Source organism: Streptomyces sp. NPDC007896 (assembly GCF_042959425.1).
In the GTDB taxonomy this organism is placed as follows: Bacteria; Actinomycetota; Actinomycetes; order Streptomycetales; family Streptomycetaceae; genus Streptomyces.
Window position 1 is genome coordinate 1 of the sequence record NZ_JBIBKX010000041.1, and the last position, 25,698, is coordinate 25,698.

19 protein-coding genes and 5 pseudogenes are annotated in these 25,698 nt (G+C 66.5%); 7 read left to right on the forward strand and 17 right to left on the reverse strand.

What is annotated here, in order from left to right:
* Nucleotides 1–263 precede the first annotated feature (263 nt).
* Nucleotides 264–1,151: pseudogene (locus ACFZDJ_RS54300) on the reverse strand (alpha/beta fold hydrolase); the annotation flags it as partial.
* Between the two features lie 15 nt (nt 1,152–1,166).
* Nucleotides 1,167–1,361: pseudogene (locus tag ACFZDJ_RS54305) on the reverse strand (hypothetical protein); the annotation flags it as partial.
* On the opposite strand from ACFZDJ_RS54305, the gene ACFZDJ_RS54310 reads away from it, so the two are divergent.
* A complete protein-coding gene (locus ACFZDJ_RS54310; RefSeq protein WP_391070686.1) occupies nt 1,300–1,566 on the forward strand; it encodes a hypothetical protein in 267 nt (88 codons plus the stop codon). The pseudogene ACFZDJ_RS54305 and the gene ACFZDJ_RS54310 overlap by 62 nt on opposite strands.
* A 522-nt stretch (nt 1,567–2,088) precedes the next feature.
* Here ACFZDJ_RS54310 and ACFZDJ_RS54315 read toward each other — a convergent pair.
* On the reverse strand, nt 2,089–8,538 hold the full coding sequence (locus tag ACFZDJ_RS54315; protein WP_391070656.1) for an RHS repeat-associated core domain-containing protein: 6,450 nt from the start codon (nt 8,536–8,538) through the stop codon (nt 2,089–2,091).
* 263 nt (nt 8,539–8,801) lie between these two features.
* Nucleotides 8,802–12,350, reverse strand: a complete 3,549-nt coding sequence (locus ACFZDJ_RS54320) for a LamG-like jellyroll fold domain-containing protein (protein ID WP_391070683.1) — start codon at nt 12,348–12,350, stop codon at nt 8,802–8,804.
* 1,020 nt (nt 12,351–13,370) lie between these two features.
* Between ACFZDJ_RS54320 and ACFZDJ_RS54325 the strand changes: the two genes are divergently transcribed.
* Complete coding sequence (locus ACFZDJ_RS54325) at nt 13,371–13,562, forward strand: hypothetical protein (protein WP_391070658.1); 192 nt, start codon at nt 13,371–13,373, stop codon at nt 13,560–13,562.
* A complete protein-coding gene (locus ACFZDJ_RS54330) occupies nt 13,559–14,230 on the forward strand; it encodes a hypothetical protein (protein WP_391070659.1) in 672 nt (223 codons plus the stop codon). The genes ACFZDJ_RS54325 and ACFZDJ_RS54330 overlap by 4 nt, the downstream gene beginning before the upstream one ends.
* A gap of 146 nt (nt 14,231–14,376) precedes the next feature.
* Here the strand turns inward: ACFZDJ_RS54330 and ACFZDJ_RS54335 are convergent, their stop codons facing one another.
* The 3 genes and pseudogenes from ACFZDJ_RS54335 to ACFZDJ_RS54345 form a co-directional block, all read right to left on the reverse strand.
* On the reverse strand, nt 14,377–14,571 hold the full coding sequence (locus tag ACFZDJ_RS54335; RefSeq protein ID WP_391070661.1) for a hypothetical protein: 195 nt from the start codon (nt 14,569–14,571) through the stop codon (nt 14,377–14,379).
* A 135-nt stretch (nt 14,572–14,706) separates the two neighbouring features.
* Nucleotides 14,707–15,195, reverse strand: a complete 489-nt coding sequence (locus ACFZDJ_RS54340; RefSeq protein WP_391070663.1) for a carboxymuconolactone decarboxylase family protein — start codon at nt 15,193–15,195, stop codon at nt 14,707–14,709.
* A gap of 180 nt (nt 15,196–15,375) precedes the next feature.
* Nucleotides 15,376–15,627, reverse strand: a pseudogene (locus tag ACFZDJ_RS54345) (IS982 family transposase); the annotation flags it as partial.
* A gap of 127 nt (nt 15,628–15,754) precedes the next feature.
* Between ACFZDJ_RS54345 and ACFZDJ_RS54350 the strand changes: the two are divergent.
* Nucleotides 15,755–16,091 (forward strand): annotated as a pseudogene (locus ACFZDJ_RS54350) (transposase); the annotation flags it as partial.
* Between the two features lie 23 nt (nt 16,092–16,114).
* Here the strand turns inward: ACFZDJ_RS54350 and ACFZDJ_RS54355 are convergent.
* Nucleotides 16,115–16,393: a hypothetical protein gene (locus ACFZDJ_RS54355; protein ID WP_391070665.1), complete on the reverse strand. Its 279-nt coding sequence runs from the start codon at nt 16,391–16,393 to the stop codon at nt 16,115–16,117.
* 193 nt (nt 16,394–16,586) lie between these two features.
* On the opposite strand from ACFZDJ_RS54355, the gene ACFZDJ_RS54360 reads away from it, so the two are divergent.
* Complete coding sequence (locus ACFZDJ_RS54360) at nt 16,587–16,895, forward strand: hypothetical protein (RefSeq protein ID WP_391070666.1); 309 nt, start codon at nt 16,587–16,589, stop codon at nt 16,893–16,895.
* A gap of 30 nt (nt 16,896–16,925) precedes the next feature.
* On the opposite strand, the gene ACFZDJ_RS54365 is transcribed toward ACFZDJ_RS54360, so the two are convergent.
* Together ACFZDJ_RS54365 and ACFZDJ_RS54370 are read right to left on the reverse strand one after the other, a co-directional pair.
* Nucleotides 16,926–17,240, reverse strand: a complete 315-nt coding sequence (locus ACFZDJ_RS54365) for a hypothetical protein (protein WP_120984957.1) — start codon at nt 17,238–17,240, stop codon at nt 16,926–16,928.
* Nucleotides 17,237–17,707, reverse strand: coding sequence for a hypothetical protein (locus ACFZDJ_RS54370; protein ID WP_391070668.1), 471 nt, complete (start codon nt 17,705–17,707; stop codon nt 17,237–17,239). The genes ACFZDJ_RS54365 and ACFZDJ_RS54370 overlap by 4 nt, the downstream gene beginning before the upstream one ends.
* 658 nt (nt 17,708–18,365) lie before the next feature.
* Here ACFZDJ_RS54370 and ACFZDJ_RS54375 point away from each other — a divergent pair.
* Nucleotides 18,366–18,644: a hypothetical protein gene (locus tag ACFZDJ_RS54375; RefSeq protein ID WP_391070670.1), complete on the forward strand. Its 279-nt coding sequence runs from the start codon at nt 18,366–18,368 to the stop codon at nt 18,642–18,644.
* Here ACFZDJ_RS54375 and ACFZDJ_RS54380 read toward each other — a convergent pair.
* From ACFZDJ_RS54380 to ACFZDJ_RS54405, 6 genes and pseudogenes are all read right to left on the reverse strand, one after another.
* Entirely contained in the window at nt 18,635–19,255 is a 621-nt protein-coding gene (locus ACFZDJ_RS54380; protein ID WP_391070672.1) for a hypothetical protein, read from the reverse strand. The two genes, ACFZDJ_RS54375 and ACFZDJ_RS54380, sit on opposite strands and share 10 nt — an antisense overlap.
* Before the next feature lie 326 nt (nt 19,256–19,581).
* Nucleotides 19,582–20,244, reverse strand: coding sequence for a DUF6417 family protein (locus ACFZDJ_RS54385; protein ID WP_391070674.1), 663 nt, complete (start codon nt 20,242–20,244; stop codon nt 19,582–19,584).
* Between the two features lie 368 nt (nt 20,245–20,612).
* A pseudogene (locus ACFZDJ_RS54390) lies at nt 20,613–20,855 on the reverse strand (DUF6082 family protein); the annotation flags it as partial.
* A 52-nt stretch (nt 20,856–20,907) separates the two neighbouring features.
* On the reverse strand, nt 20,908–21,747 hold the full coding sequence (locus tag ACFZDJ_RS54395) for an IS5 family transposase (protein ID WP_391070675.1): 840 nt from the start codon (nt 21,745–21,747) through the stop codon (nt 20,908–20,910).
* A gap of 290 nt (nt 21,748–22,037) precedes the next feature.
* The gene (locus ACFZDJ_RS54400; RefSeq protein ID WP_391070677.1) at nt 22,038–22,880 is read right to left on the reverse strand and encodes an IS5 family transposase; all 843 of its coding nucleotides are present in this window, start codon (nt 22,878–22,880) and stop codon (nt 22,038–22,040) included.
* A 299-nt stretch (nt 22,881–23,179) separates the two neighbouring features.
* Nucleotides 23,180–24,040 (reverse strand): enoyl-CoA hydratase-related protein, encoded by an 861-nt coding sequence (locus tag ACFZDJ_RS54405; RefSeq protein WP_391070679.1) that lies wholly within the window; start codon nt 24,038–24,040, stop codon nt 23,180–23,182.
* Nucleotides 24,041–24,191: 151 nt separating this feature from the next.
* Between ACFZDJ_RS54405 and ACFZDJ_RS54410 the strand changes: the two genes are divergently transcribed.
* Entirely contained in the window at nt 24,192–24,809 is a 618-nt protein-coding gene (locus ACFZDJ_RS54410; protein WP_391070685.1) for a TetR family transcriptional regulator, read from the forward strand.
* Nucleotides 24,810–25,023: 214 nt separating this feature from the next.
* Here ACFZDJ_RS54410 and ACFZDJ_RS54415 read toward each other — a convergent pair.
* Nucleotides 25,024–25,698 (reverse strand): SMI1/KNR4 family protein (locus ACFZDJ_RS54415; protein WP_391070681.1); only part of this gene is annotated, 675 nt, incomplete at its 5' end.

The following is a 25,698-nucleotide window of genomic DNA, read 5'->3' on the forward strand; positions in this document are numbered from 1 at the left end:
CGATCTCGCCGAGCCAGCCTTCCCGGTCGGCCTCAGCGATCCGGTCGAGTAGGTTGTCGCGGATCTCCACGAGCCGGCCGCGCTGGGCAGGGTCGGGGCGCAGGAGGGAGCAGCGGACGCAGGCTTAACCGAACTGATCTTGGTCGGTCTGCTGGGGCGCAATGCTCACCGGAAGTTACTGGAAAGAATCTTGCTGCGGCAGTTTCTTCGGGCGTGTCTCCGCTGGCGAGAGGTGTCGGAAGGCGACGGCTCGATGCGGGCCGTCAGCGGAACGGTTGGAAGAAGGCGCGGATGTCGGCGGTGAACAGGCCGGGTTCTTCCATTGCGGCGAAGTGGCCGCCGCGGTCGAACTCCGACCAGTGGACGATGTTGTGGTCCCGTTCTGCGAGTTGTCGGACGGGGCGGGCCAGGTCGGCCGCGAACACCGCCACGCCGGTCGGTGTTTCCAGCGGTTCAGCGCGTGGTGGGTGGGAAGGGTGGAAGGCTTCCCAGTAGTGGCGGGCGGATGATCCTGCGGTGGCGGTGAGCCAATAGAGCATGACGTTGGTCAGGAGCCGGTCGCGAGTGACGGCGTCCTCGGGAACGTCGATGCAGTCGGTCCACTCCTTGAACTTCTCAGCGATCCAGGCGAGCTGTCCGACCGGGGAATCGGTGAGTGCGTAGGCCAGGGTCTGTGGCCGGGTGCCCTGGATCTTCGCGTAGCCCGACATCTCGGGCTCCGACCTGGTCAGCAGGTCGAGCCGCGCTTGGTCGTCGGGGGTGAGTTCGGCTGCTTCGGCCGGGTCGCTGGGAGGGGGCGTCAGGAGGGTGTTGAGGTGGATAGCCACGACATGGTCGGTGTCGATGGCGGCCAGTTCCCGGGTGATCGCGTGTCCCCAGTCGCCGCCTTGTGCGCCGTAGCGGTGGTAGCCCAGGCGCTGCATCAGCTCGGCCCATGCCTTGGCGACACGGTGCACGTCCCAGCCGCCGTCGTGGGTCGGTCCGGACAGCCCGTATCCCGGGATGGTGGGAATGACCAGGTGGAAGGCGTCGGCCGGGTCGCCGCCGTGGGAGCGGGGGTCGGTCAGGGGGCCGATGACGTCGAGGAACTCCACGATGGATCCGGGCCAGCCGTGGGTGATCAGCAGCGGCAGCGCGTCATTCTGTGCGGATCAGGAAATCGCCGTTGCGTCGTAGAGGTAGTCGGTGGTCTTGGTGCCTTCGGTGAGGCGGGTGAGTTCTCCTTCGATGTCCCAGGTGAGGCTCTGTGCAGTGCCGGTGGGGTCGTAACGCTTGGTGGTGTTGCCCTGCTCGTCGTAGGTGTACGACTTCGCCGTGCCGCCGTTGACCGTGAGTGAGGTCAGGGTATGGGGCTGGCCGGACTTCGGCTACGACTTCGCATGGTGCTACCCGAAGGACCCCGAGCTGGTCGAGCAGACCGTTCGCGAATGGGACGCCGACACGCAGGACGAGCCGACCGGCTGGCACAAGCGGTCCACCCGCGAAATTCGGCAGGCCCCGCGCCGCGATGAACAGCCGACCACGCAAAACGCTCGACTGGGAAACCCCAGCCGAGCGCCTGCATAAACTACTCGCAGCCTGATCAACACGACCACGTGTTGCAACGACCCTGGAATCCGCCGCGTACCTGACGGGGCTTCATTTTTGTTGACGCTAACGGATCTTCCGCTTACCCATCCACCTCATCGCCTGTCACTCTGCAAAAACAGGATTAAGGCACACCGAAGCCAGATCGCCGTTGTCGATGCCCAAGACAGTTCCGCTGGCGATTTGGACGAACTTAGCGTCGCTGGCGGGGGCGCGTCGAATCTTATGAGGCTCTGTCAGCTATCTCGCGCAGAAGATCTTTGTACTCCGCGTGACCTCGCACATAGCGGCAATTCCCGCTCTTCGAGTCGACGACGACTCCGGGACTGCCACCGAACCTTGGTCTTCCATTCGGAGCCGGTGGATTCACGGCGATCTGGAACACGTAGAGACCAGACTCCGAAATTCCTTGAAAGAGAAATCCCCATTGCAATCCATCGTTTCCGGGAAGATTGCGGGATCCGAATTCTTGTGCAGCCAGTGTGGCGGCCTCCAGTGTGATCACCGCGCACCACCCCCCGTGTGCATAAATTCCCAATGATCCCAATCTAGGTCGGCGTATCCGCCTGCTTGTCCGTCAAGGAATTTCACGTTCCCTCCATGGTTCACTGCGTTGAAGAAGTGGCCTATGTCCGAACCCTCCTGCCAGGTGAAGATAACCCCTCTCGCTCCGTCGCCTGCCTTGGTCAGCTCTTTCGCGACCCCAGCCGCACCGCCCTCCTGATATTTGAACGTACTTCCGAAGTGACCTTCCAGCGCCTCGGGGGCCAGGACGCCACTATCCCATGCTTTCATAGGCTTACCCGCGAGCGTACTGTCGGTCGCGATGGCGCATGCTCCACAATTGTACCAATTCTTGGGTGCACCATGTTCTGCCGCATTGACGAACTTGAGGGACCCACCCACTGCGGCCCCGCCGCTTTCGCCTATCGAAAATTCTCCACCGATGGCCAGCGTGCCCGCCAGGAAACTGCTGTTCCTCCCCGACTCGTAGAGACTCGAGTCAGTATCCGCTCCCGCCCAAGCCGCCAATTTATCGGTTGCTTCGGGGTGATAATGGCAGAAATCTGAGATGATCCAGCAAGGCGGATTTATAAGGTCGGTTGCCGCCATCATGCCGTCGGCGAAGCCGGCCACATGACTCAGGATGTTTGTGAGACCGAACTTCTTCACAGGGACCGGTTCTGGGCCCTTTTTAAAGGTGATCTTGACCGTCGTGCTGTTCTGGGTCTGGGTGACTACCGCGGTCAAGGTGCCGGATTGGCCGTTTTGTGTGCCCGCGCCCGTGTAGGTCTTGGTGTAGCCCCAGTCCCAGCCGTTCCTGCTCTTGGTCCAGGTTTCGGTGCCACCGTTGCAGGAGCTCGAGGCGCCACCACACATGCCGTCGGGGCGGAGTCCGGTGGGGTCGGCGAGGGTGACGGGGGTGTTGTTGGCGTAGGCGTAGCCGTTGAGGGATTCGTGGTCGTCGGGGGCGAGGACGGGGTCGACGGAGAGGAAGCGTCCGGTGGCTGGGTCGTACTCGCGGGCGCCGATGTGGGTGAGGCCGGTGTCGGCGTCGGTGGGCTTGCCGAGGAAGCCCTTGTCGTCGGGCCAGGCCGGCGGTGTCGCGCCGCGGCTTTCGCCGAAGGGCTTGGTGTAGCGGCGGGTGACGGCTTGGGTGGTGGCGTCGACCGTCATCGAGGCGGTGCCGTGGTGGTCGTCGACCATCCAGTTCAGGCTGGTCTCGGTGCGGACGGCGGTGGCGTCGCCGGCCGCGTAATAGCGCTGGGCGCTGAACTTCTTGGCGGCGGTGTCGTAGTGGAGTTCCTGGCCGGCCAGGTAGAGGACGGTCTGGTCGGGGCCGCGGCGGATCAGGAGATCGCCGCCTGCGTCGTAGAGGTAGTCGGTGGTCTTGGTGTCTTCGGTGAGGCGGGTGAGTTCTCCTTCGATGTCCCAGGTGAGGCTCTGTGCGGTGCCGGTGGGGTCGTAACGCTTGGTGGTGTTGCCCTGCTCGTCGTAGGTGTACGACTTCGCCGTGCCGCCGTTGACCGTGAGTGAGGTCATGGTGTGGGGCTGGCCGGCGCCGTTGGCGTTCACGGTGGGGTAGCCGTAGGCGGTGGTCGTGTTACCTGTGGTCTTGTGCTCGGTCTGGGTGTCGCGCAGGCCGCCGGGCTTGTAGGTCCAGCTGGTCCAGTACGAGGCCGGTCCTCCGAGCGCGGATGCCGAGCGTGTGGTGGCGCAGTCGTTGGAGGATGGGGTCCAGGCTTCGGTGAGGCGGCGGTAGCCGTCGTAGGCGAAGCACTGGGTGTCCTTGCCGCCCGCGTTGTCCGTGACCGACTTGACGTTGCCGGTGGTGTCGTAGGCGTAGTCGACGTCGTTGGTGTAGCCGGTGTTGGTCTGGTCGACGGTGTGGGTGTTGGTCAGGCGGCGGGTGCCGTCCTCGTAGCGGTTGAGGATTTGGAGCTGCTTGGCACCGGTGGAGGTGCCCAGGCGGGTCTCCTCGATCTCGCCGTACGGGGAGTAGCCGATGTTCTGGACGTAGCCGGTCATGCCTTGGGAGCCGGTGAGCATGCCGAGGTCGTTGTAGCTGTTGGCGACGGTCTCGGCGGGCAGGCCGGCCACCGCGGGCAGCGACGTGGACTGGACGGTGCCGTCGATGTTGTAGGCGGTGGAGGTGGTGAAGGTCTGCGGCGCGCCGGCGGTGACCAAGGGGTCGCTGGCGGCGATGACGGTCTTGGTGCCCTTGAGGCGGCCGAGGCTGTCGTAGCCGGTGACGACCTGGGAGTAGATCTTGCCGGTGGTGCCGCCGACGTAGCGGATGGCCGCGGTCGGCTGTCCCTTGGCGAGGGAGTCGTAGGTGTACTTGGTCAGCTGGTGGGCGTTGTCCTTCGTGCCGTCCCAGGTGCCGATCTTTCGGCCGAGCTCGTCGTAGTCGGTGGTCAGGGTGCGGGTGACCTGGTTGAGGGTTGTCGTGGTAGTCAGCGGCTGGTCCGCGTCGTTGTAGGTGGTGGTGACGGTGCCCTTGTCGGGGTCGGTGGAGGTGGTCTTGCGGCCGCGCAGGTCGTAGCCGTACGACCAGAGGGCGTTGTCCGGGCCCGTCATCTTCGTCAGCCGGCCGGCGGGGTCGTACTCGAAGAGAGTGCGGGTGTAGTCGTTGCCGGTCGGGACGGGGCCGCCGTACTCACGGCGCTCGACGAGCCTGCCTCGGGCGTCGGTGATGCTCAGGGTGCCGGTGCCGCCCGCGGCGGCGGTGACGGCGGTACGGTCGCCCTGCTCGTCGGTCTTGGTGCGCCACTTCTCCTGGTCGTACACCCGGAAGATCGAGTCCGTGGCCCGGCCGGCGCCGTCGTAGACCGTTTCGGTGGAGGCGGGGACGGAACCGGGGAAGGTGTTGGCCAGAGTGCCCGAAGGTGCGACGTTGTCGTGGACCTGGCTGTTGGTCATGTAGGCCAGGCCGCGGTCGTCGTAGAGGGTCTCGGAGATCACCCGGCCGCCGTTCGGCGCGGGGACCTGCTTCTGGCGGGACCGCAGCAGGCCGTCGAAGATCTCGTAGGAGCTGTTGTAGGTCTTGCCGTCGGCCTTGAGGGCGTCGGTGCGGACCCAGGTCTCCTTGTCGTTGTTGATGCTGTAGGTGTAGACGATGCTGGCGGCGTCATTGAGCGTGCGGGAGCGGTCCGGCTTCCAGACCGACCGCAGGCGGCCGAGCGCGTCCAGGGACCACTCGGTGACGTTGCCGTTGGCGTCGGTGGTCTTGGTGGCCGCACCCCAGGCCGGGTCCACCTCGGTGGTGGAGCTGTAGAGCTTGGGGTCGGTGGTGGTCTTGGACGTCAGCGGGCCGTAGCCGGTGTCGTCAGGGACGTAGGTGGTCCTGGCCGTCTTGTTGAGGGCGTTGGTCTCCGTGAGCGGACGCCCCAGCTTGTCGTAGGTGGAGGCGGAGACCTGCTGGTAGACGGGGGTCTTGTCCACCGGGTTGTAGCTGGCGACACGGTAGGAGGCGGTGATGTCGCCCTTGGTGGGCGCCACGCCGGCCGCCTGGCCGTCGTAGGCCGCGGTGAAGTCGGAGACGACCTTGTCGGGAACCACCGGCGCGGTCGCACAGGGGACGGAGTAGACCTCGGTGCGGCTGACCTTGGCCACCAGCCAGTCCGTCGTGTTGCGGGCGTACGTGGTCCGCGTGCAGGTCTCGTCGCCGGTCTTGGCGGCGTCCCCGCTGTCCTCGACGGTCATCGGCATGCCGTACGTGGTGTCGTACGTGGTCGTCTGCTTGACCGTGCGGGTGCCGGTGGAGGTCTTGGTCCGGGTGGCGCTTTCGGCTGGCTGGACGATCCAGGAGTCGGTGGTGCCCCAGCTGTAGGTGTGGTTTCCGTTCTTGTGGGACCAGGGGGTGTTGATGGTGCCGCTGACTTCGTCGGTGCCGTTGTAGGCGATGGTCTCGCGGACGAAGCCGGCGTACTGGCGGGAGTCGTCGATGGCGGTGCCGGTGGAGTCGGTGACCGTCGCCACCCGGGCGGTGCCGTCGAGTTCCTTCTCGCCGTTCAGGCCGCGCATGTAGAGAGTGGACTTCTTGGAGCGCGGGCCCTCGGAATCGCCGGAGGTCTCCACGACCTTGCCGTAGCCGCGCCACTGCGACCAGGTGCGGTTCGAGGTCTTGGTCAGGCCCTCGTCGTCGGCGTAGGCCCAGCCGGCGCCGCCCTGGTAGTCGTAGTACGTCTCGCCGGTGTCGCCGTGGCCGTAGGGGTCGTCCTGGAAGACGGAGGTGACCACGTACTTGTGGAACCAGTCGGTGACCGGGGTCGCGCCGGACTGGGACCACTTGACCGGGAAGCAGCGGCGGCTGTTCTTGTCGATGTCCGCCGGCATGCTCGAGCCCCAGATGCAGTCGGGGTCGGAGTAGTTGGCGGTGAGGGTCGAGCCGGTCTCGGACTTGATGGTACGCACGCGCCACTTGATGTAGCGCAGGGTGTCCGGGCCGCTGCCCTCGACGTGGTTGGACAGCTGAATGCCGCCGAAGACGACCGGCGGCATGACGGCCGCGGTGGTGTTGGCCTTGCCGGTGTTCTGGATGGACTTCAGCCACAGACTCGCCGAGGAGGCATCACCCGTGTCGGGGAAATCCTGCTCCAGGTGCCACGTGTCCACATCCCGGCGGGTGGTGCCGGTGCCGGTCCACACCGAGGTGGTGACGTCGGCCAGGCGCTTGCGGGTGAAGAAGGCCGGGCCGATCTGGGTGGTGCACTTGGTGCTGGCCGCACAGATCATGTCGAAGGGCACGTCGGGCCAGTTGGCCTTGGTGTCCTTGGTGTCCTTGGTGTCCTTGGTCAGGCTGGAGCAGCCGCCCGAGGTGACGCAGCGCTCGGCGTAGGTGAAACTGACCTGCTGGGCGGCGGGCTTGGAGTAGATCAGGTCGCTGCGCAGGCCGTAGTCGATGCGGTCGAGGTAGCCGCCCCGGGTGTAGCCGGTGCCGTTGACGGTGGTGTCGGCGTTCTTGGAGTAGTAGTTCGTCTCCGGGGTGTACCAGTACGTGGAGGCGTTGCCGTGGGTGTCCACGACGTAGTCCAGGTTCCAGCGCCATGCCTGGTTGCAGGAGGAGTCGGCGAAGCCGGTGGACTTGTAGCAGGGCTCTCCGGAGTCGTCGCCGAAGACCGGGACGGTCCACACAGAGTTGGTGACCGGATCGTCGTCGGTAGTGGAGGTGGTGCCCTTGTCGCTCCAGCCGGGCAGCCGCTGCTTGCCGAAGAAGTACTGCAGACCGGAGGTGTCCGTGACCTTCCAGTACTCGGTGTTGTCGTCGCCGTTGCCGGTGGCACCGGTGAGGTGCTCGACGCGGGTGCCGTCGTCGTTCTTCAGCTTCCAGGTACCGCCGGAGGCCTGGGACAGGGCGGCGGTGTCGCAGGCCGCTTTGTCGGTGCAGGTGTTGACCAGCTCGACGGCTTTGCCGTTGAGGACCAGGGTGGCGTTGGCGTACTTCCAGCACAGGTCGCCCTTGCCGGACTGGCCGTCGTCCTTGCAGGAGGCGTACTTGCGCTCGATGTAGGACTCGGTGAGCGAGAAGCCTTCGCCGATCACGGAGGTCTGGTTGTTCTCCCCGGCCGTGCGGCCGTCCACCGAGGCGGAGTTGTAGGAGATGGACAGGTTCGGGGACGGGCCGGCGGTCGCCGGGGGAACTCGCAGCGGGTAGTTCCAGGTGAAGTCACCCGTGCTGCCGCCGGCCTCCCAGGTCGCGGTCGGGGACAGCGAGGTGGCGCCGTAGTCGCTTCCGCCGCCTGAACTCGCGGCGGCCGCCGCCAGCAGCACCGGGGTGCCGGTGGTGAGGGTGCGGGCAGAGAGTGTGCCGGTCAGGGTCTGGGACTGCGCGTCGTTGTCCGCGCCCGCCACCGGGGTCTGGGTGCGGCAGGAGCTCTTCTCCGGGGTGGTCAGCGCACACGCCGGGAGTGTCACCAGGCGCAGACGGGGGCCGAAGTTGCCGCCGTAGACGTCGTTGAAGGAGGAGTAGTCCAGGGAGAGGCGGAGCTTGTCGGTGTCACCGGCGGAGTGTCCGGAGGCGGCTTCCGCCAGGTCGACGGTGAGCAGGACGCCGTTGACGCCCGCCTTCTTCGCGGCCGATTGGGCGTGGACGCTGAGCGCCACCTTCTCGGCCGGACCGGTGGCCTTGGCGGCCGTCTTCTTCGCCGTCCTGGGTGCCGGGGCGGCGGGCTCCTGGGCCAGCTCCACGCCGAGCCCGCCGACGTTGACAGCGGCCTCGCCGGTCGCCGCGACCTCGGCGGTGGCCTTGCCGGCCTTCGGCCACGCGCTCTTCTTCAGCCGCTCACGGGTCTCACGGGAGGCGGAGGCGGCCTTGTCCTTCGGGGCCTTGGACGTGCTGGGCTTGAGCACGCCCACCTTGTCGATCTTCGCGTCGGGTCGGTCCTCCAACTTCTTGCGGGCCGCGGCGGACTGGGCCTGGGCAGTGAAGTCGTAGCCGGAAGGAACCACGACTTGTGGAAGGAGGGTTAAAGAGACGACCAGTGCGCCACGGCCGAGCCAGCGGCGTATGACCGCCCCTGGCAAGCGTGGGCGGAAGGGGGATGAAGACACAGTGATTTCCCGGTTCTCGGATAGGGGCAGGAGGCGCTCGGGCGGCGTAGGCGCCTGAGAACGCCGGATCTTGAGGGCGCGTCAGCGGAAGCGCGCCAAGTGTTCCGAGCACACGGGACAGGGCGGGCATGAAGGTAGGCCCGCCCTGTCCCGTTCCGCTGCTACTGCTGCTGCTCGGTGTTGTACCGGTTGGCGATCGTGTCGGTGGAGGTGGCTCCGGCCCAGACCCGGACGCTGTCGATCGATCCGGGGAAGTAGCGCGTGGCAGCGCCGTTGATCTTCGCCCGGCCGATCTCGAACGCTCCGCCGCCCTGCCAGGCGGCTGGGTACGACACGCCGTCCTCGTCGCCCATCAGCGCGCTGTTCACGTAGAGCTTGAGCGCGCCGAGCTTGGAGGTGTCGTCGGAGTCGGCTGCCGCCTGGGCGTCGTAGACGACCGTCAGCATGACCGGTACGCCCAGTTGGGCCGTGGTGAAGGCGGTGGACTCGCTCTCGGTCCAGACCGCCCCGGTGCCGTCCTTGTCGGGACGGCCGAACGTCCACCGGCCCTGGGTGCTGCCGGCCGGCTGCTCGTACCAGACACCCCAGGAGGACTGGCTCGTCCCCGACTGGCCCAAGACTTGCACCGAATACGACTTACTGGTGTCGGCGAGCTTGGCGGGGTCAAGCGTGACCCAGGCGGTCGCGGTGAACGAACCGGAGTCGTCGACGACCGGGCCGGTGGCGGTGGCATACGCGCTGGTGCCGTTCAGGGTCATCGTCTGCTTGGTCGTGACCTCTTCGCCGATGTCCGGGTCGCCGACGGTGTACTGGGTGAGCGCGGCCCCGTTGAGCGTCAGGTTCCGGCTGAAGCCGCTGGTGTCCTTGACCGTGGTGCCGGTCGCGTTCGCCATGTCCGTGGCATCCCACTTGGCGACGATCGCCGGGACGGGGTCGCCGGCGGTGCCGTCGCTGAGATCCTCGTCCTCCAGCCAGGCCTCGTGGGCGACCTCGGTGTCCGCGAGCGCGCGGGACCAGACCTTCACCTCGTCGATGGTTCCGGAGAAGTACTCCTTGCCGGTCGCGGCGTGCCACAGCCGTCCGACCTGAAGGTTGCCGGACGCCTTCCACGGGGTGGTGAACGGCACCGGATTGCCCTGCGGGACGCCGTTGACGTAGAGCTGGAGAGTCTGCCCGGCCGCGTCGTAGACGCCCGCCAGGTGGGTCCAGGCGTTCAGGACGGGGGGCTTGGTGCCGACCGAGCGGGTGATCGCCGGGTCGGTGACGTCCGTCTGGTGGCGGTTGAAGATCCAGGCGTTGTAGGCCGTGGAGTAGTACAGCTGGAACCCGGAGGCGTTCGTGCCCGCCTGGGACAGGACGGTGTAGTTGACGTCCTTCTTCGTCAGACGCGCCCAGGCCGAGACGGTGAAGGACTTGGTGGTGTCCAGGACCGCACCGGAGGTGGAGAGGTAGGCGCTCGTGCCGTTGAGCTTCGCCGCACCGGCGCCGCTGCGGGACAGGGTGTCCCAGGTGGCCCCCGAGGAGGTCAGCGGGTGCTGGGTGGCGGTGGTGGCGTCGGTGAGGGCGTTGTCCAGGTGCCAGATCCCCGAGGGCGTTTCGGCGCCCTTCACCAGGAAGCTGTAGTAGCCGGTGCGCGAGCTGTGTCCTGCCGCGTCGTAGCCCCAGACCTGGACGGTGTTCTCACCGGCCTGGTTCGGCGGGATCGTCTGGGTGGTGGCCGTGCCCTTGGCGACAGTGATCGGGTTGGAGAGCGCGCCGCTGTTCAGCTTCCACTTGTAGCTGACGACGTCCGACTGGATGCCGGGCGTGGTGGGGTTGGTGTCCGCGGGGGTGAAGGTGAACCTGCCCGGTGTGCCCACCCCGCCCGCGGCCGGGTCGGTCTCGGCCGGCTGGTAGACGCCGTCCGCGCTGGTCACGATCGGAGGCGGTGGCGAGTCGGTGTCGACCCGGAAGTAACACCAGGACGACCAGGCCGAGTCCAGGACACCGGTGGCGCCCCGGTCCGTCTTGTAATACGCCTGCGTCTTGACCCGCATCCGGTAGTCCGTCTGCGCCGGCAGCGCGCTGGTGGACGCGTCGCGGGCGGCGTTGTCGGCCACCCAGGCACTGTCCGGCGAGGCCGCGTACCAGGCACGGCTGGAGCCGTCGGCCTTCCACACCTCGAACATGGCGCGCAGCTGGGCGTTGGCGCCGTCCGCCGACTGCACCGTGGCCAGCATCTTCGGCGTGGTGGCGCTGGTGGCGAAGGGCAGGGTGGAGGCGTTGCAGGCCCGTCCGGCGGTGCCCTGCTGCACGCCGTACGAGGTCGGCTTGTCCGGGTAGGACACGTAGGTCACCGACAGCTTCGCGTCGTTGCGGAACCGCGCCCAGGCGCCCGCGTCGGACTCATCGTGCGCGGTCAGCGAGAAGGTGATCTGCGGTGACTTGTTCGCGGCGTAGGACGCGAGCGTGGTCGTCAGGTTCTCATTCGTCTCTTTCAGGTTGTCGCTGAAGCGCACCCAGTTCGCCGGCTGCGACGGGCTGCACAGGCTGCCCCGCCCGTAGGCCACATTCTTGTCGCCCATCAGGTCCACCCCGGTAGGGCGGGACGACCAGGTGGTGCTGGAGGAGATGCCCTTGTCCACACGGCTCAGGTCGTACCAGTGCGGATCGCAGGTGAACGTCCAGAGCTGGTACACCTCCATCGTCGCGTCCAGGACCTTCTTGCCGTGGATCGACGAGAGCGGGTACTCGAAGTACATGCGCTGCGTATACGGGCTGTTGGAGCAGAGGTAGCCGGCGTAGTTGGAGCAGCGGCCCACGCCCTTGTCCCCGTCGAACTTCCAGTACTTGGTGCCGTTGGAGGCCAGGGCCGTCCAGTCGCCCAGCGCGATGCCCTTGGTCGGGGGGTCGATGTAGAGCGGGAAGACGGTGTCCTCGCCGTGGAGCAGGGCCGGATCGGGCGTGATCTCCAGAGTGGTTCCGTTGACCTTGAGCGGGAGCTCGGCTGCCGCATCACCGCTGCCGGGGCCCTCCGAAGGGGTCGGTTCACCCCCGGCGGCAGGTAGCGGGGTTGTCTCCGCCGCCGGCTCACCCTCGGTCTCAGCCTCTGCTGAAGAAGTGGTGTAGGCGAGTTGAGCGGTGACGTGGGCAGGCGAGCTGACGGTGGCCGGGGTGTCACCGGCCGAGTCCCACATCCGTCCTGCCGGGCTCTCGAAGACCGGGGTGCCGTTGTTGTCGCGTGCGACGAAGCCGCCGTCAGCTGTCGGGGCGATGTCCAGGCCGCTACCTGACACCGTCATCCTGATCGTCGCGAGCGCCGGGTTCTTTGCCGCCTCCGCGGTCTTGACCACGAGAACCGAGGTGTAGCCGGAGCTCAGCGCGGTCAGTTTCAGGTCCACGTCCGGGAGGATTCCGGCGTAGGTAGCGGTGTCGCCGTCGAGCCGGGGCTCGGGGAGCGCGGTGGGCCAGCCGAGCTGCAGCTTGTGCCCCTCGTCCGCCAGCGTGACTAGTCCGTCCCTGCTGCCGCCGCCCGAGAAGGTGAGCTCGGCCGTCGTGTTCTTCGCCCGCACAGAGCCGTCGGCCTCGCGCGCGAGGGTGGTGTCGATGGGGGCCCAGGTGCCGTCCTCCTTCCGGGCACGGACCGGAGCCGCGTTCATCTCCTGTGTGAAGGTGCCGTCCGGATTTGCGAAGACCTGGGACGACTCGGTGGTCGCTGCGTCCACGGCCACCCGCTCACCGGTCTTGGCCGCGAGAGCGCTCGCCTCCGACTCCGGGGTCCTGTCAGCCGCTACTGAGGCCGTCCCGTCATCGGCGAGTGCCGGAGTCGCCCCGGCCCCGATCACCGGAACCGCACCCCCCAGGAGCGTGACGGCTATCGCCCCACTCCGCACCGCCTGACGCCAGCCGTGCCACCGTTGTTGTAAAACCACGCCCCACCCGTTTTCTTAATATTTTTCTTATAAGAAACTGTGAGGATCATGTGTTACTTGATCATTTAGGTCAATGGTGTCGCATATCACCTTGACCAAATTCCACCTTGCCGGTAACGGGTGGGGCCACGGCCCCCTCCGAGCCCGTGACGTCCGCGAAGCCCTCGACCACGAACTGCTGCCTAAGGACATCGAAGGCGGGCGCCAAGCCGAAACGCCTGATCAAGCTCGACCCTCTTCTATGTCGTGTCATGGGGAGGACCGACGGCTGCACGGACGTGTCGGCGCGACGCAGACTCCTGCTCGCCGTGCCCGGATCATCCGCGAGACCGCCCGTGCGCCCACCTTGGCCGACAGCGCGTTTCGTTCGGAGCCGTTGATGTCGCGAGCGCTGGATCATGATGGTGGTTAAGGCGGCTCGCCGGGAAAGTGCAGGTGGGTGGCGCTGTCGTGCGCAATCGGTCACTTGGCAGCATCTAGTGATCCGCATCACAGGTTGCAAATGAGCGTGCAATTTCACGTTCGCGCAAATTGAGGTCGAAATCTTCGCATTTTGACAGAGATGCAGTTCGAGGCGGGTGGCGAAAGCGTTGTCCGGGGTGGCGCTCCCCTGGCGGTAAGCGATCGCGAATCCTATGGGATCCCCTCAGTAAGGCGGAAGTTACCTTCCGTTAAGAACCCATGCTGGGTGGCCTGCACGCTTCCCAGGAGCGATCCGCTTATCTGTTTCCCGGAGCAACGAGGCTCTAGGCGCCTACCTGTACCGGACTGGGGGACGGAGCGGTCCGGCGCCGCACCAGAAGAAGGACAGCAACCACTGTGAACTACGACGCAGTCAGCCTTGCGCTGGCCATCTCCGCCGCGGCGCGGTCGTTCGCGCCCGACGTGTGGTTCTTAGTGCGGCGCCTGCTCGGCGCCGGCGTACGGATCGGGGCCGCCACCCTGATCGACCAGCAGCCTCAGCCCTCGCCCTCCACCACGGCTTCACTGGACGAGGGAGGCCGTCGATGAACAGCCAGCCACCTGACCCTGCAGGACACACGATCGACGAAACCCCTGCCCAGATGCCCCGCGCCTTCCGGGAATTCCACGCCCGCTACGACCAGCCCTACTACGAGTACAGCCGCATCCATCTCGGCAACGACGCCGCCGCCCGCCGTCTCGTCGACGCGACCTTCGTCTACCTAGCCATCATCTGGCCGCACCTGGCGCAGCAGGAGAACCCCGGCGCCCACGCCTGGGCCCTGTTCAAGCAGCGTGTCGCCGGCGAACTCGCAGCCCAGGGCCGCACCCCCGCCACGGTCGAGACTCTGGCCTTCGCCCGCGCCATACACGCGGCCACCACGCCCCTGCTCGACTCCTTCCGAGCCGACTTCCGTGCCGCATACGGCATACCGACAGACGAACTCGAAGAAGCCATCGACTACGGCTACTCCGACACCAACATGTCGGACTACGAGGAAGACCACCTCGTGCCGCTGGAACTCGGCGGCGCGCCCCGCGACCCCGGCAACCTGTGGCCCGAGCCGCACTACGGCACGAAGACCGCCTCCACCAAAGACGGCACCGAGACGAAACTGAAGAACGCCGTCTGCAACGGCACCATCACCCTCTCCGCCGCCCGCAGCGCCATCAAGAACAACTGGACCACCGCACTCCAGGTCACCGGCATCGGCTGACCTCCAGTGAGGCCGCAGGCCGCGCCGCGTGACAGGACAGAGGGGACCGGCTGCACCCACGCGGCGCGGGAGCCCAGCAGCTCTGTCCCAGAAGCGCGGCGCAAGCGGCCAGGGTCCGCAGGAGGCCGCGCCCATCACCGTCACCCTCACCCGCCGACTCCCGCACCGCCCCGCGCGGCCGCTCCGGCTGCCGACGGCAGTCCGTCGGTGGCCGGAGGTTCCTCGCCCGAGGCCTGGGCCGGGCTGTGCACGACGCTGTACTCGCGGGCGAAGCGGTTGGCCTCCGCGGCGGAGCCGAGGACCTCGGGCTCGATTGGGTCCGAGGTCTGCGCTGGCCGCAACCATGGCGAAGGGCGTCCGCTGGCTCGTGTGTGACTACCAGCCCGGACGCCCTTTTTTTTGGCGGCACTGGACGTGTTCATCGACGACCGTGTGGCCCCACGTCGCCGAATCGGCCGACCCTGCTGACGGACAGGTCAGTCCCACTGCTCGTCCGCGAGGGAGCTGACCGGCTGCGGCTTGCCGATGACAGCCAGGGCGATGAAGAAGTTGATCTGGCCGATCGAGATGGTCAGGGTGGCCAGCGCCTTCTCGTCGTAGTGCTTCGCCACCTCGGCGTACAGCTCGTCGGAGACGCGCTCCTTGCCGTGCGGGGCGGGCTGGAGGGTGGCCTCCACCAAGGCGAGAGCGGCGCGCTCGGCGTCGGTGAAGTACGGGGCATCCTGCCAGGAGGAGACGGCGGTGATGCGCTCCGCGGACTCCCCGGCCTTGCGCAGGAAGCCGGTGTTCAGGATCGTCAGGTAGGTGTTGCCGACGATCTGCCCGGCGCGCAGGTGGACGAGGTTCATCGTGGTGCGCGCCACCGAGTGGTTACCCGTGGCCCGGAAGAGGGCGGCGCTGATGTCGTTCAGCTCGGGCACGAACTCGGCCGGGTTGGGCATCCGGGAGATGGAGGTGTTCGTCATGGCTGCTCTCCTTCGCTACGGCCTGGTTGGCGTCTTCACAGCGCTGACGGATCGGCGCACGCAGATGTGACAGGAATCCGGAAAAGTTCTCTCACGTGCTCCGGACCTGGTGACAACCCTGCCCTTCCCGGGCCACGCCTGGATTGGGTGAGCCCGATGTTTCTCAGTGGTCGTAGGGGTCAAGGATCGTTTGATCTTGGCGCCGGTGGTCCAGTTTGTGCCAGATGCCGGCCGCCAGGGCGAGGCGGCGTTGGCCAGCGCGGGCGAAGACGCCGGCCTGGGTTCTGCCGCCGTGTTGTTTTCGAGGCTGAGCTGGCCCTTGAGGGTGTCGAAGACGGCCTCGATCCACAGACGGACGCGGGCAAGTCGACCGTGCCGGATCGGTTCGTTCTTTCGGTCCGGCCGGACCAGATCCGTGACAACCTCCTGGCTCGCATCATCGAGGGCGAACGCGAAGGCTGGCTCGGTGAGCTGGAAGGACTCGAAGTCAGCCTTGCCAGAGCTCAGGACAAACTCGCCCAGCTGAACGCCGAACAGACCCGCCGCAGTATCGCCGCCCCTGGACCGCCTGGGACCGTTGCCCGTCGACGTCACCGCGCACCTGGACGCCGGCTACGACTCGGACAAGACCCGCACTGTGCTCTACGAACGCGGCCTGCACGGCCGCATCGCGCACAAAGGCGAGAAGGCGCCCATCCAGGCCAGTCAGCGTTGGCACGTGGAACGTACCCACGCCTGGCAGAACGCCTTCTACCGGCTCGCCCGCTGCTACGTGGCGCGCCACCGTCGTCGACGCATTCTTCGACCTCGCCGACTCAATCATCACCGTGCGCAGTCTCTTCCGGCGGGCACGGACGACTCACCGCTGGGACGAACGCCCGAGCCACCGACCATGACCGCACCCGTATCCGCGCCACCTCTAAATGTCGCGCACCGCGAGCAGTTCGACCGCTGCCCCAGACGACTCCAGCAGTGGTGCAGCAGCAGTGCGCTGGGGATCCGCCCGGTAGGCAGCGAGATCCTCACTGTTGGGAAAGGTTATGAGGTGGGCCTCGACCTGATCGTCCAGAGTGCGCAGTCGACGCTCAAGGCGCCCGCCATACTCGGCAAGGAGCGGCAGGACAGCGCTTTCATAGGCGTCAAAGGCGCCCAAGCCCCCTTCAGGTAGCCGCGCGAGCATCAAGTAGGTGACGGCCATGGCTCCTCATAGCGGTCTGTAAATAGTGATCTTCTGAGCCTAACTGGAGTACACGCCCTCAACACCGCCCGAGCGGCCGCCTATCCGCGCGACCTCTTACTCATCCCGAAGTCACCGTCGCCTGGGCGGATTCCGCCTATGGGGGAACCTCATCCACTGGTCCCACTCCTTCCTCGGCCTCACCCTCAAGACGGTGCCCCGCCGGAAAGACCAGGACGGATTCGCCGTCCTCGCCAAGCGGTGGCGAGTTGAACGGGCCATCTCGTCGATCATGAGAGCACGCAGAAACGTCCGTGCCTACGAGCGGCTCATCTCCCACAGCGAGGTCCACATCATGTGGACCTTCATCACCCTCATGGCGCGCCGTCTCACCCGGCCTCCCCGGCCGCCGCGTGCCGCACCGCACCCCGTCGAACCGGTGAAAACGGCCGACAAGCCCAAGCCCATACGCATCCGGATGCAGCCACAGACAATCCGGCTGGCCCCCAACGCCTTGCGCTGACCAGCGAGTGGGCGTGGCACATCCCATCCGTCAGTAGTCGGTGAGATCCACGATCACATCGCAGTGCGGATCGTCGGAAGGCAGATGCAAGTGCTCGTTGGCCAGGAACGCCGGGGATACCAGAGCGCCGATCAGACCAGGCCCCGTATTGCTGATCAGCACGTCTACACCATACGTGCGGTCCCGCTCGGGTGAACGGAAATAGAGGCGCATGCGGTCGTCGCCCGTGATGACCGCGCCGATGAACAGTGGTTTCCACGACACGTGCGTGGTGATAAAGGAGCGGGCGAGATCGAGCAGACGGCCGGTGGCTGCCTGCTCGACGCCTGGTTCAGGAGAGTTCACAGCTTGGCCCATGCCGGACACTTGTTCCCCGGTTGGTTGTGGCAGTACGCCGTGATGACGCCGATCTTCTGACCGCGACCGGCATCATAGCGGCCGTCCGTGGTCTTGCGCGTGTACTGCACGACCACCGTGAACTTCACCTGTCGTGGCCTGGGGACGCCTGTCTCGAATACGACCCCGTCGTACTCCAGGTGTCCGTGGTGATCGTCCCGGTCCACACGGCCGTGCAGGGCTACGTACAGGGTGGAGCATTTCTTGATGTTGTGACGGCCTGTGAAGTGATACCAGCCCAGCTCCGAGTTCCCGTAGCGGGTGACGATGTGCCTGCCCTCCGGGTCGTCTGTCTGGCACTTGACCCGTTGGTCCCACGGATGCGGCACCACGGGCATCGGAGCGGCACTGGCAGTCCCCGACATCAGCGAAGCGGCGAACGCCATGGCGGCAGCGAGCGTCGTGATCTTCTTCATGGAGAAGATCACATCATCAGCTCACCGATCAACAACAGGCACCTATTGGACAAAAAACCGGGTTACGGAAAGATCGCCTCCCGTCGTGATCACCCTGACCGTTGCTCAGCCCGTCTGATTGCCGCCTACCCCTTGGCTTGAAGTGACCGCACCTCACCATGGCCCACTCGCTACGGGACGTCACAGATCACCGGTTCTGACGCAGCTTCTCACCTTGTTCCTTAACCTCGGGCCCGGTCGAGCGGTCACTCCTTGGAGTGATCGCAGGGTATGAGGGCGGCCTTCCTCGTGATCCTGAACTCTGCGACGAGATCCAGGGGTTCACAAGGAAGGCCGTGGGGATGAGTGTGCTGCAACAGGTCAGCGAACGGGCCCGCCAGGGAGGTGACCTCGCCGTGGACAGGTGTGTCAGTGGATCAGCGGCAGGGTGCCGGCGAGGTCCCCATGGCTTTTGAGTCCTTCGCCGCGGCCACGTTCTTCGGCTCAAGTCCCAAGCGAAACTGCGGCTTTGGGCAAGGCTCGCCCATGCCCTGGTATGGAGAAGGTGCAGGTCACCATATGTTCACCGCCTGCGTCTACCCGCATAGATCCGGCTGGTGCTGTCATACCGTCAGCCGCCCGGAATCTCGCCTCCGGGCCAAATTCGGGAGACCCCCAAATGCGACCTCTGCGCCGCGTCACCGCCACCACCACCGCCCTCGGCATGGCCGCCGCAGGCCTCATCATCGCGGTGAGCGGCACCGCGCACGCCTCCGCCTGTTCCCAGTCATACCTGCCGCTGCCCGACTCGTCCTGCACGCCCGGCTCCTACAACCCCGACGTCACCCAGTCGAACATCCACAGCACCATCTGCGTGTCCGGCTGGACCGCCACCGTCCGGCCCTCCACGTCCTACACCAACCCGCTCAAAGCACAGGGCATCATCGACTACGGATAGTCCGACCCCCGTCCCAACCTGTTGAGCCGCTCCGCGAGCCCGGACATCGACCGGTCGTACCCCTGGCACCTCAGTTCCTGGACTCGCCGGACTGCGGGGTCGTCGAGCGGCTCACCGTTCGGGCCCACCCTGGACGGGACAGTCATGGGCTGCCCGAAATCCGGAACAAGCACTCTGATGCAGACACGCCTGGTCCGTCCGGGATCGTCGAGAAGCTCCTCCAAGCGGCCGTGAAGCACACCGAAGATCGTCTCCCCGGTGTAGCCGAGAAAGGTGATCTCCACCGTCCGGGCCCGGAAGGCCTCGTTCACGAATCGGCCCAACTCACGCGACCCCACCTGTGACCGCTCAGGCAGCCGAAGCGACGCGGCCAGGTCCTTCACCGCGTCGTACAGCACGTACGCCACCAGGCTGAGCAGCGCGCCACCCAGGAACGCCTTGCCCTGCAGGGCGTCTCCGAGCGGTGTGACGAACTGAGCAGCCAGCCCGACGACGAAGATTCCGAGGAGAAAGAACCGCGTCACCGCGGACTCGAAGCGTGTCAGATACCGCCTCATACGATGAGCCACGCCGGGCTCGGCCGACCCGCTCCCTGGCACGGACATGCGCAACCCCTCCCCCGTATCGAGCCGCCCGGCATCGCGTCATGTGCCTGCAGGGAACCCGGCCCGTCTCTTGCTGCCATGGTTCCCACTCAGCATTGGCCAGGCAAGATAGCCACCACGGGTCCGCCGGCCTGCTCAGTGATCTGCCGGGGCGCCTCCAGTGGCTCCGGAGCGCTGTCGCGCCAGGCCCGGGCAGCGGCCTGCGTGCGGGGGCGCGCCCCGAACACAGGCAGCGACTGATCGACACCTCTCACTCGGCAAGGCATTCCGTCCCCTTACGAGCCACATTTCGTCGGTTGTCCTCAGTAACGGCCCCGACCAGCCCATCACCGTCACCCTCGCCCGCTGACCCCCGCACCGCGCGCAGCTGCTCCGGTCGCCGACGGCCTGCCGTCGGCGACCGGAGGTCCCTCGTCCGAGGCCCGAGCCGGGCTGTGTACGACGCCGTACTCGCGGCCGAAACGGTTGGCCTCCGCGGCGGAACCCGTCATCCGGTGCAGCCACAACCCGTACGCCACGGACTCCATCTGTTCCTGTGTCAGATGCAGCCGCCACCGCTTGATCCCGTGATCACACGACGCCGTACGGACCTGCTCCGCCAGCCCGTCGACCGGCGGCACCTGGAGCCGGCCGGCGAGGCCGACGAACACGCGCAGCGCCGCCATCTGCGACGGGATCAGCTCCACCAGCTGCCGGTTCAGGCCCGCATTGCCAGGAGAGGGCTCAGCCCGGGGGCGGGACTGGCCGTAAGCGAGGGTGTCGTGGCCGCCGGGGGTCAGCCGGGCCGCCCACCGCACGGGCCGCCCCTCCAGAGCCGATAGCTCCGCGCGGTCTTCCCGGGAAGCAAGCTCCACCAGACCCTGGTTCTCCAGGGCGTTCACCTGCTGCTGGTGCGCCGGGAGGAGCTCCGTGTCCAGCGTCCAGCCGTGCCCGGCCGCCTGCCCGCGCTCGCACAGCGCCTCCAGCACCGACAGCGCCCTCTCCCAGTTCCTCATCCCGCTCCCCCAGCGTGTGCCCACGTACGCGTGCGCCGACCGTAGACGCCGACACCGGTCCGGACAGCGCCAAGGCGGGGAAGGCAAGCCCACCGGGTGACACCTCGCCCCCCGCCCCTAACCGTATGAAGCGCGTCATGCATGGCGTCCTGCTGTGGGCGCCACACACCGCTCAGCGTGCCGAGGGAGCGGCGCTGCCGCCAGGATGACCCGCACGGCAGCGTCGACCGGTCCGGGACGCAGCTCCACCGGGGGCGCAGTGCCGTTGGCGATCGACGACCAGTACCTCGACAGCGGTGACTTGCTGTCGCTCTGGCTCCTCACCCCGGCAACGCCGGAGACACGCCGACCCCACGAGCAGGTAGAAGTCACGGGTTGGGCGGCGAGAAATACGCAGATGCTGCGACAGGAGGACCGGACGCCAGCGCTTCTTCATACACCTCGTCCGTGAGCGACATGAAACGCACGACCCGGCGATCACCGTCAGCTACTGCGAATCCGCGCCAGTGCTCCCGGTTCTCGCGCCAGTGCCGACGCGCCACCTCGCCGCGAAAGTGCACCTCAAGCGTGACTCGCGATGCCTCGTACGTCATCCGACCCAGTCGAAAGTCCGTGAGCCACTTAAAGAGCGTTTTGTCCCGCCGAGGTTGTTTGGTTCGAGGTTCAGGTGTCGCGCCAGTTCGGGGTGGATTCGCGGGTGAGTCTGCGGCTCATGAGGTCGATCGTCGCGACGTGGATTATGGCTTCGGAACGGTGGGGGTGGGTTTCGTAGTCACGGGCCAGTCGGCGGTGATGCATCAGCCAGCCGAAGGTGCGCTCGACGACCCAGCGTCGCGGGATCACCTTGAATCCTTTGACGCCGGGGTCGCGTTGGACGACTTCGACGTCGATGCCGAGGCGGGCGCCGTGGTCGATGGCTTTGGTGCGGTAGCCGGTGTCGGCCCATGCTTTGGTCACGCGGGGGTTCGTGGCGGCGATGTGGGACATCAGGTGCATGCCGCCGGCGTTGTCGGAGACACTCGCTGCGGTGACCCAGACGGCCAGGAGCAGGCCGAGGGTGTCGACCCCGATGTGGCGCTTGCGGCCTGCGATTTTCTTGCCGGCGTCGATGCCCTGGCCGGTCGCGGGCACGTTCGCTGAGGTCTTCACGCTCTGCGCGTCCAGCACGCAGGCGGTTGGCTCGCCGTCGCGGCCTTCGGCTTCCCGGAGAAGGCGCCGCAGGAGGCCGTTGAGTTGGTCGAAGATGCCTTCTTTTTGCCAGGCGGCGAAGTAGCCGTGGACCGTTTCCCATGGCGGGAAGTCGTGGGGCAGGTAACGCCAGGCAATGCCGGTGCGGTCGACGTAGAGGATGGCGTCCATGAGGCGGCGCAGGTCATGCTCGGGCGGGCGACCGATGTCGAGACCCTTGCCTCTGCGCTCGGCCCGCCACGTGGTGAGGATGGGCTCGATCAGTTCCCAGCGCGCATCGGAGAGGTCACTGGGATACGGGCGGTGTCGCGTCATGTTTCGGTAGTACCGTCGAGCAGGCCGCCTCCCCAGGGCGCAAACGAGGTCAACCGGGGGCGCGTTGGGATCAGACAGGAGCAGAGGCAACGAAACGGTTCGCCGAACGACGACACGAATCCCTTGCCCCGCATTAGGCACGTCTGCCCCGAGAGCCCCATACCGGCTCGGTCTGCGAATCGACGCCAAACAACCCCGGGGGGATAAAACGCTCTTTTACTGACCGTTTCAGAATGAGCTGGACGTGGGATGCGAGGTCACTCTTAGAGGTGGCGCGGAAAGGGGTGCGGTCATGGTCGGCGGTTCGGGCGTTCGTCCCAGCGGTGAGTCATCCATGCTCGCCGGATCAGGCTGCGCACGGTGATGATCGTGTCGGTGAGGTCGAAGAATGCGTTGACGACGGGGGCGCGCCGCTCGTAGCAGCGGGCGAGCCGGTGGAAGGCGTTCTGCCATGCATGGGTGCGTTCGACGTGCCAGCGCTGACTGGCCTGGATGGGCGCCTTCTCGCCTTTGTGCGCGATGCGGCCGTGCAGGCCGCGTTCGTCGAGCATCGTGCGGGTCTTGTTCGAGTCGTAGCCGGCGTCCAGGTGGACGGTGACCTCGTCGGGCAACGGACCCAGGTCGTTCAGGCGGCCCAGGGTCGGGGCGAGCAGTGGGGAGTCATGGCAGTTGGCGCCGGCCAGAACACGACCCAGTGGAATGCCGTATCCGTCCGTCATGCCCGAGCGTTTCAGGCCCTGTTTGCCGCGGTCGACCGGGGAACGCCCGGCCACCTCACCGCCTCCTGGAGCTTTGGTGATGGAGCCGTCTACGGCGATCTGGTCGAGGACGAGACCGACGATCCGGTCGTAGGCGTCGAGCGCGATCTGCTTGAGTCGGGCGAAGACGCCCAGTCGTATCCATTCGTCGCGGCGGCTGCGGATCGTGGTGGCCGAGCAGGTTGTGTCGGCGATCGCCTCGTAAGAACAGCCGAAGCGCAGCAGTTGCAGCATCTTGTCGAAGATGATCCGGTCGCTGATGCGTCGGCGGTGGCAGCCAAGTGGATGGTCCGGGTGGTATTCCGGCCGCTCGGGCAGCAGGACCGCGAATTGGTCCCAGAGCGGCTCGGTCAGCCATGATGGAAGCGCAGGCACAGGTCTCCTCGGTGATCACAGAGCGTCAGCAACTCCATGATCAACGGGACCCGTGCCCGCTCGGCTACCTACCTTCCCAACCGCGCCTATCCGCGCGGCCGAACAGCGTTGTCGAGCTTACGGCTACTTGCGCCATCCACTGCCCTGCCCGCCGTTTCCGGCGCTTCAGTCGATCGTGTTCCCGACAGGCCCGGCGAACCAGGGTGGTCGAACTGACCACTCGACAACGCGCGTGTCGGCAATGGCTGAGGAACTCTTCCCACGGAGCCTCTGCGTACGGATGGCGAGAGCTTGGGCACTCAGATGCTGTTGGCGATGCGCTCGTGGTCCCGTTCGCCCTCGCGGGTCTGGATACCAGCGGCGAGCAGCTTGTGGGCGAGCTCGGTGACCTCATCGCCGAACGCCGCGAACAGGCCCTCGTTCTCAACGGCGTACGCCGCACGCGGAATGGGCTGCGCGACCGCGTCGACCGCAGCCTTCGTGATGGAGAGCACCTCCGGCCGGAGGCCGGCGATCCGTCGGGCGAGGGTGTCGACGAATGCATCGAGTTCTGCGGCGGGCAGGGCACGGTTGATCAGGCCGTACCGTTCCGCGAGCTCCGCGCCCACGAGTTCGGCGCCGAGGATGAGCTCCAGCGCGCGGGCCCTTCCTGCCAGGCGTGTCATGTTCACCGTGCCGCCGCCTCCGGGGAGGATCCCCATCAAGGACTCCGGCTGCCCCTGCCCCGACTTGCCGATCGCCGCGAATCGCATGTCCAGGTACATGAAGAACTCGTTGCCCGCGCCGCGCGCGAAGCCCGCCAGCTTGCCGATGGTGACCTGTGGCAGCGAGCGGACCTCCTCGCTCATCGCCTGGAGGATGTTCAGGCCTTCCGGGACGGTCGAGCCCGGCGCGGCCGCGATGGCAGCGCGAGTGGCTGCAGGCAGCGCGTCTGGGTCGGTGAGGTAGGCCATGTCACCGTGCGCAATGAAGAACTCCGGGTCAGCGCTCTCGAAGACAATGACGCGGACGTCGGCGTCGTCGCGCACACGCGCGACGAATGCCCGGAGTGACGGCAGGAGGACCGCGTCCATCAGATTGAGCGGCGGGTGATCGATTGTCACCGTCGCGACCCCGTCCGAGACGTCGATCGTCAGGGCGGGAAGGTCTTCGTAGCTCATGAGGTGGCTCCATTTCGCGGTAAGGGACGGCCCGTAATCGGGCCGCCGACTGGGAGCGTCGCGAATCTCAGCGTCGCGACTGACACTGAGTATCAGGTTAGAAACCTGTATCCGAAGAAGCAAACGAGTGTGTCGGAGTACACTCGTGCCCATGAGCGCAGCGCCAGTCGGTACCCGTGAGATCAGCCGCCACGCGGTGCGAGCAGAGCTGGCCCGCGTCGCGTTCAACCGGTTCTGCCTCACCGGCTTCAACCAGGTCACCTTTGCCGACCTCTCCGAAGCCGCCGGAGTGTCGCGGAGCACCTTCCTGCGCTACTTCGGCACCAAGGAAGACGTGGTCCTGTTCGTTTTCGACCCTGTCGGTGACGTCATCACTGACGCGCTCGATGCCGGCCGGGCCAACCAGGACGACTGGGACAGGCTGCGCAACGCCCTGGAGTCAGCCGTGACGTTCCTCGTGCGCGACGTCCAGGACCTCGTGACGATCCTCGGCCTCATCGAGCAGACCCCAGCCCTGTGCGCACGCCTCCGGGAGAAGCAGGCTGGATGGCGACCAGGGATCGTTGCCCGACTGCAGAAGACAACCTCCTCGACCGACGGGTCATCGGTCATCGCCAACGTTCGCGTAGCGGCGGCGCTCGAATGCTTGTGGATCGTCCTCGGGCAATGGAGTGCGAGCGACGGCGAAGAAGACCTCGGCAAACTGCTGGACGCTGCGTTCGCCGCCTTCTCGACCCCGGCATGCCAGCAGACGGACGCTCCGTTGTAAAGGGCCGAGGCGGCGGCTTCCTCGGCGGTGCCGAAGCGGCCGAAAGGAGTGGTCGATCCGGCGGCGGTGATCGCGTCGTCGGAGTCCAGCCCGGCCGCGAGTGCAGGAGTGGGGTGCCGATCCATCCAAAGCGGACGGTGTCCACCCGCAGCCGTGCGGGGCCGACGAGGCCCCCACAGTGCCTATCTGCGCGACCTCTTAGTCGTAAGAGCAGTCACAGGACTTCATCCCAGACATCGCCACCGTCAGCCCAGGTCGCCAGCCACCGTCGTAGTGAGGAAGTCGCATGACACAGGCCGTCGTGAGGGTCTTCACCAAAGGTGTAGCCGTCGGTGTCGTAGAGAAGCACCGGGTTGTCGACCGCGGTCAATGAGACATGCCACTCCATCGTGCAGCCGCCATAGGTGAGGAAAAGCCATGATGACGGCATGCCTTCAGACAGGTTGCGTTCGTGGACGCTGACCGCGCACGGCCAGTCGCGCAAGTGCCTCGGAGCCCGGTTGCCGTCGGTCAGGGAGGCAAGCCCGCCATCGGGTCCGAATCCTCCGTTGGCGACCTCGGTGTAGACACGCCGAAGCAGTTCGGGAAGGCGGCGTCCGATTCTGCGCTCTGCCTTCTCGACCTCGGACAGGGAGATTGGAGGGAACAGCGGCCCGCGAGGAGCGTCGGCGTAGTAGTCAGTCACCTCCTCGGCCCCAGTCTTGAGGTGGACCGTACCGTCACTGCAGTACGACACTATGTCGTCTCGATCCTGCTCCAACCTTGGCTTGCCATAACGCTCGACGATCCACGCGACAGGGACGTCCGCACGGTCGAATCGCAGGCCCGGATCCCATGCGCGAGCCTGCAGCGCTTTGATCAACGCGTCGTCGTCCGCTTCTTGCCTGGC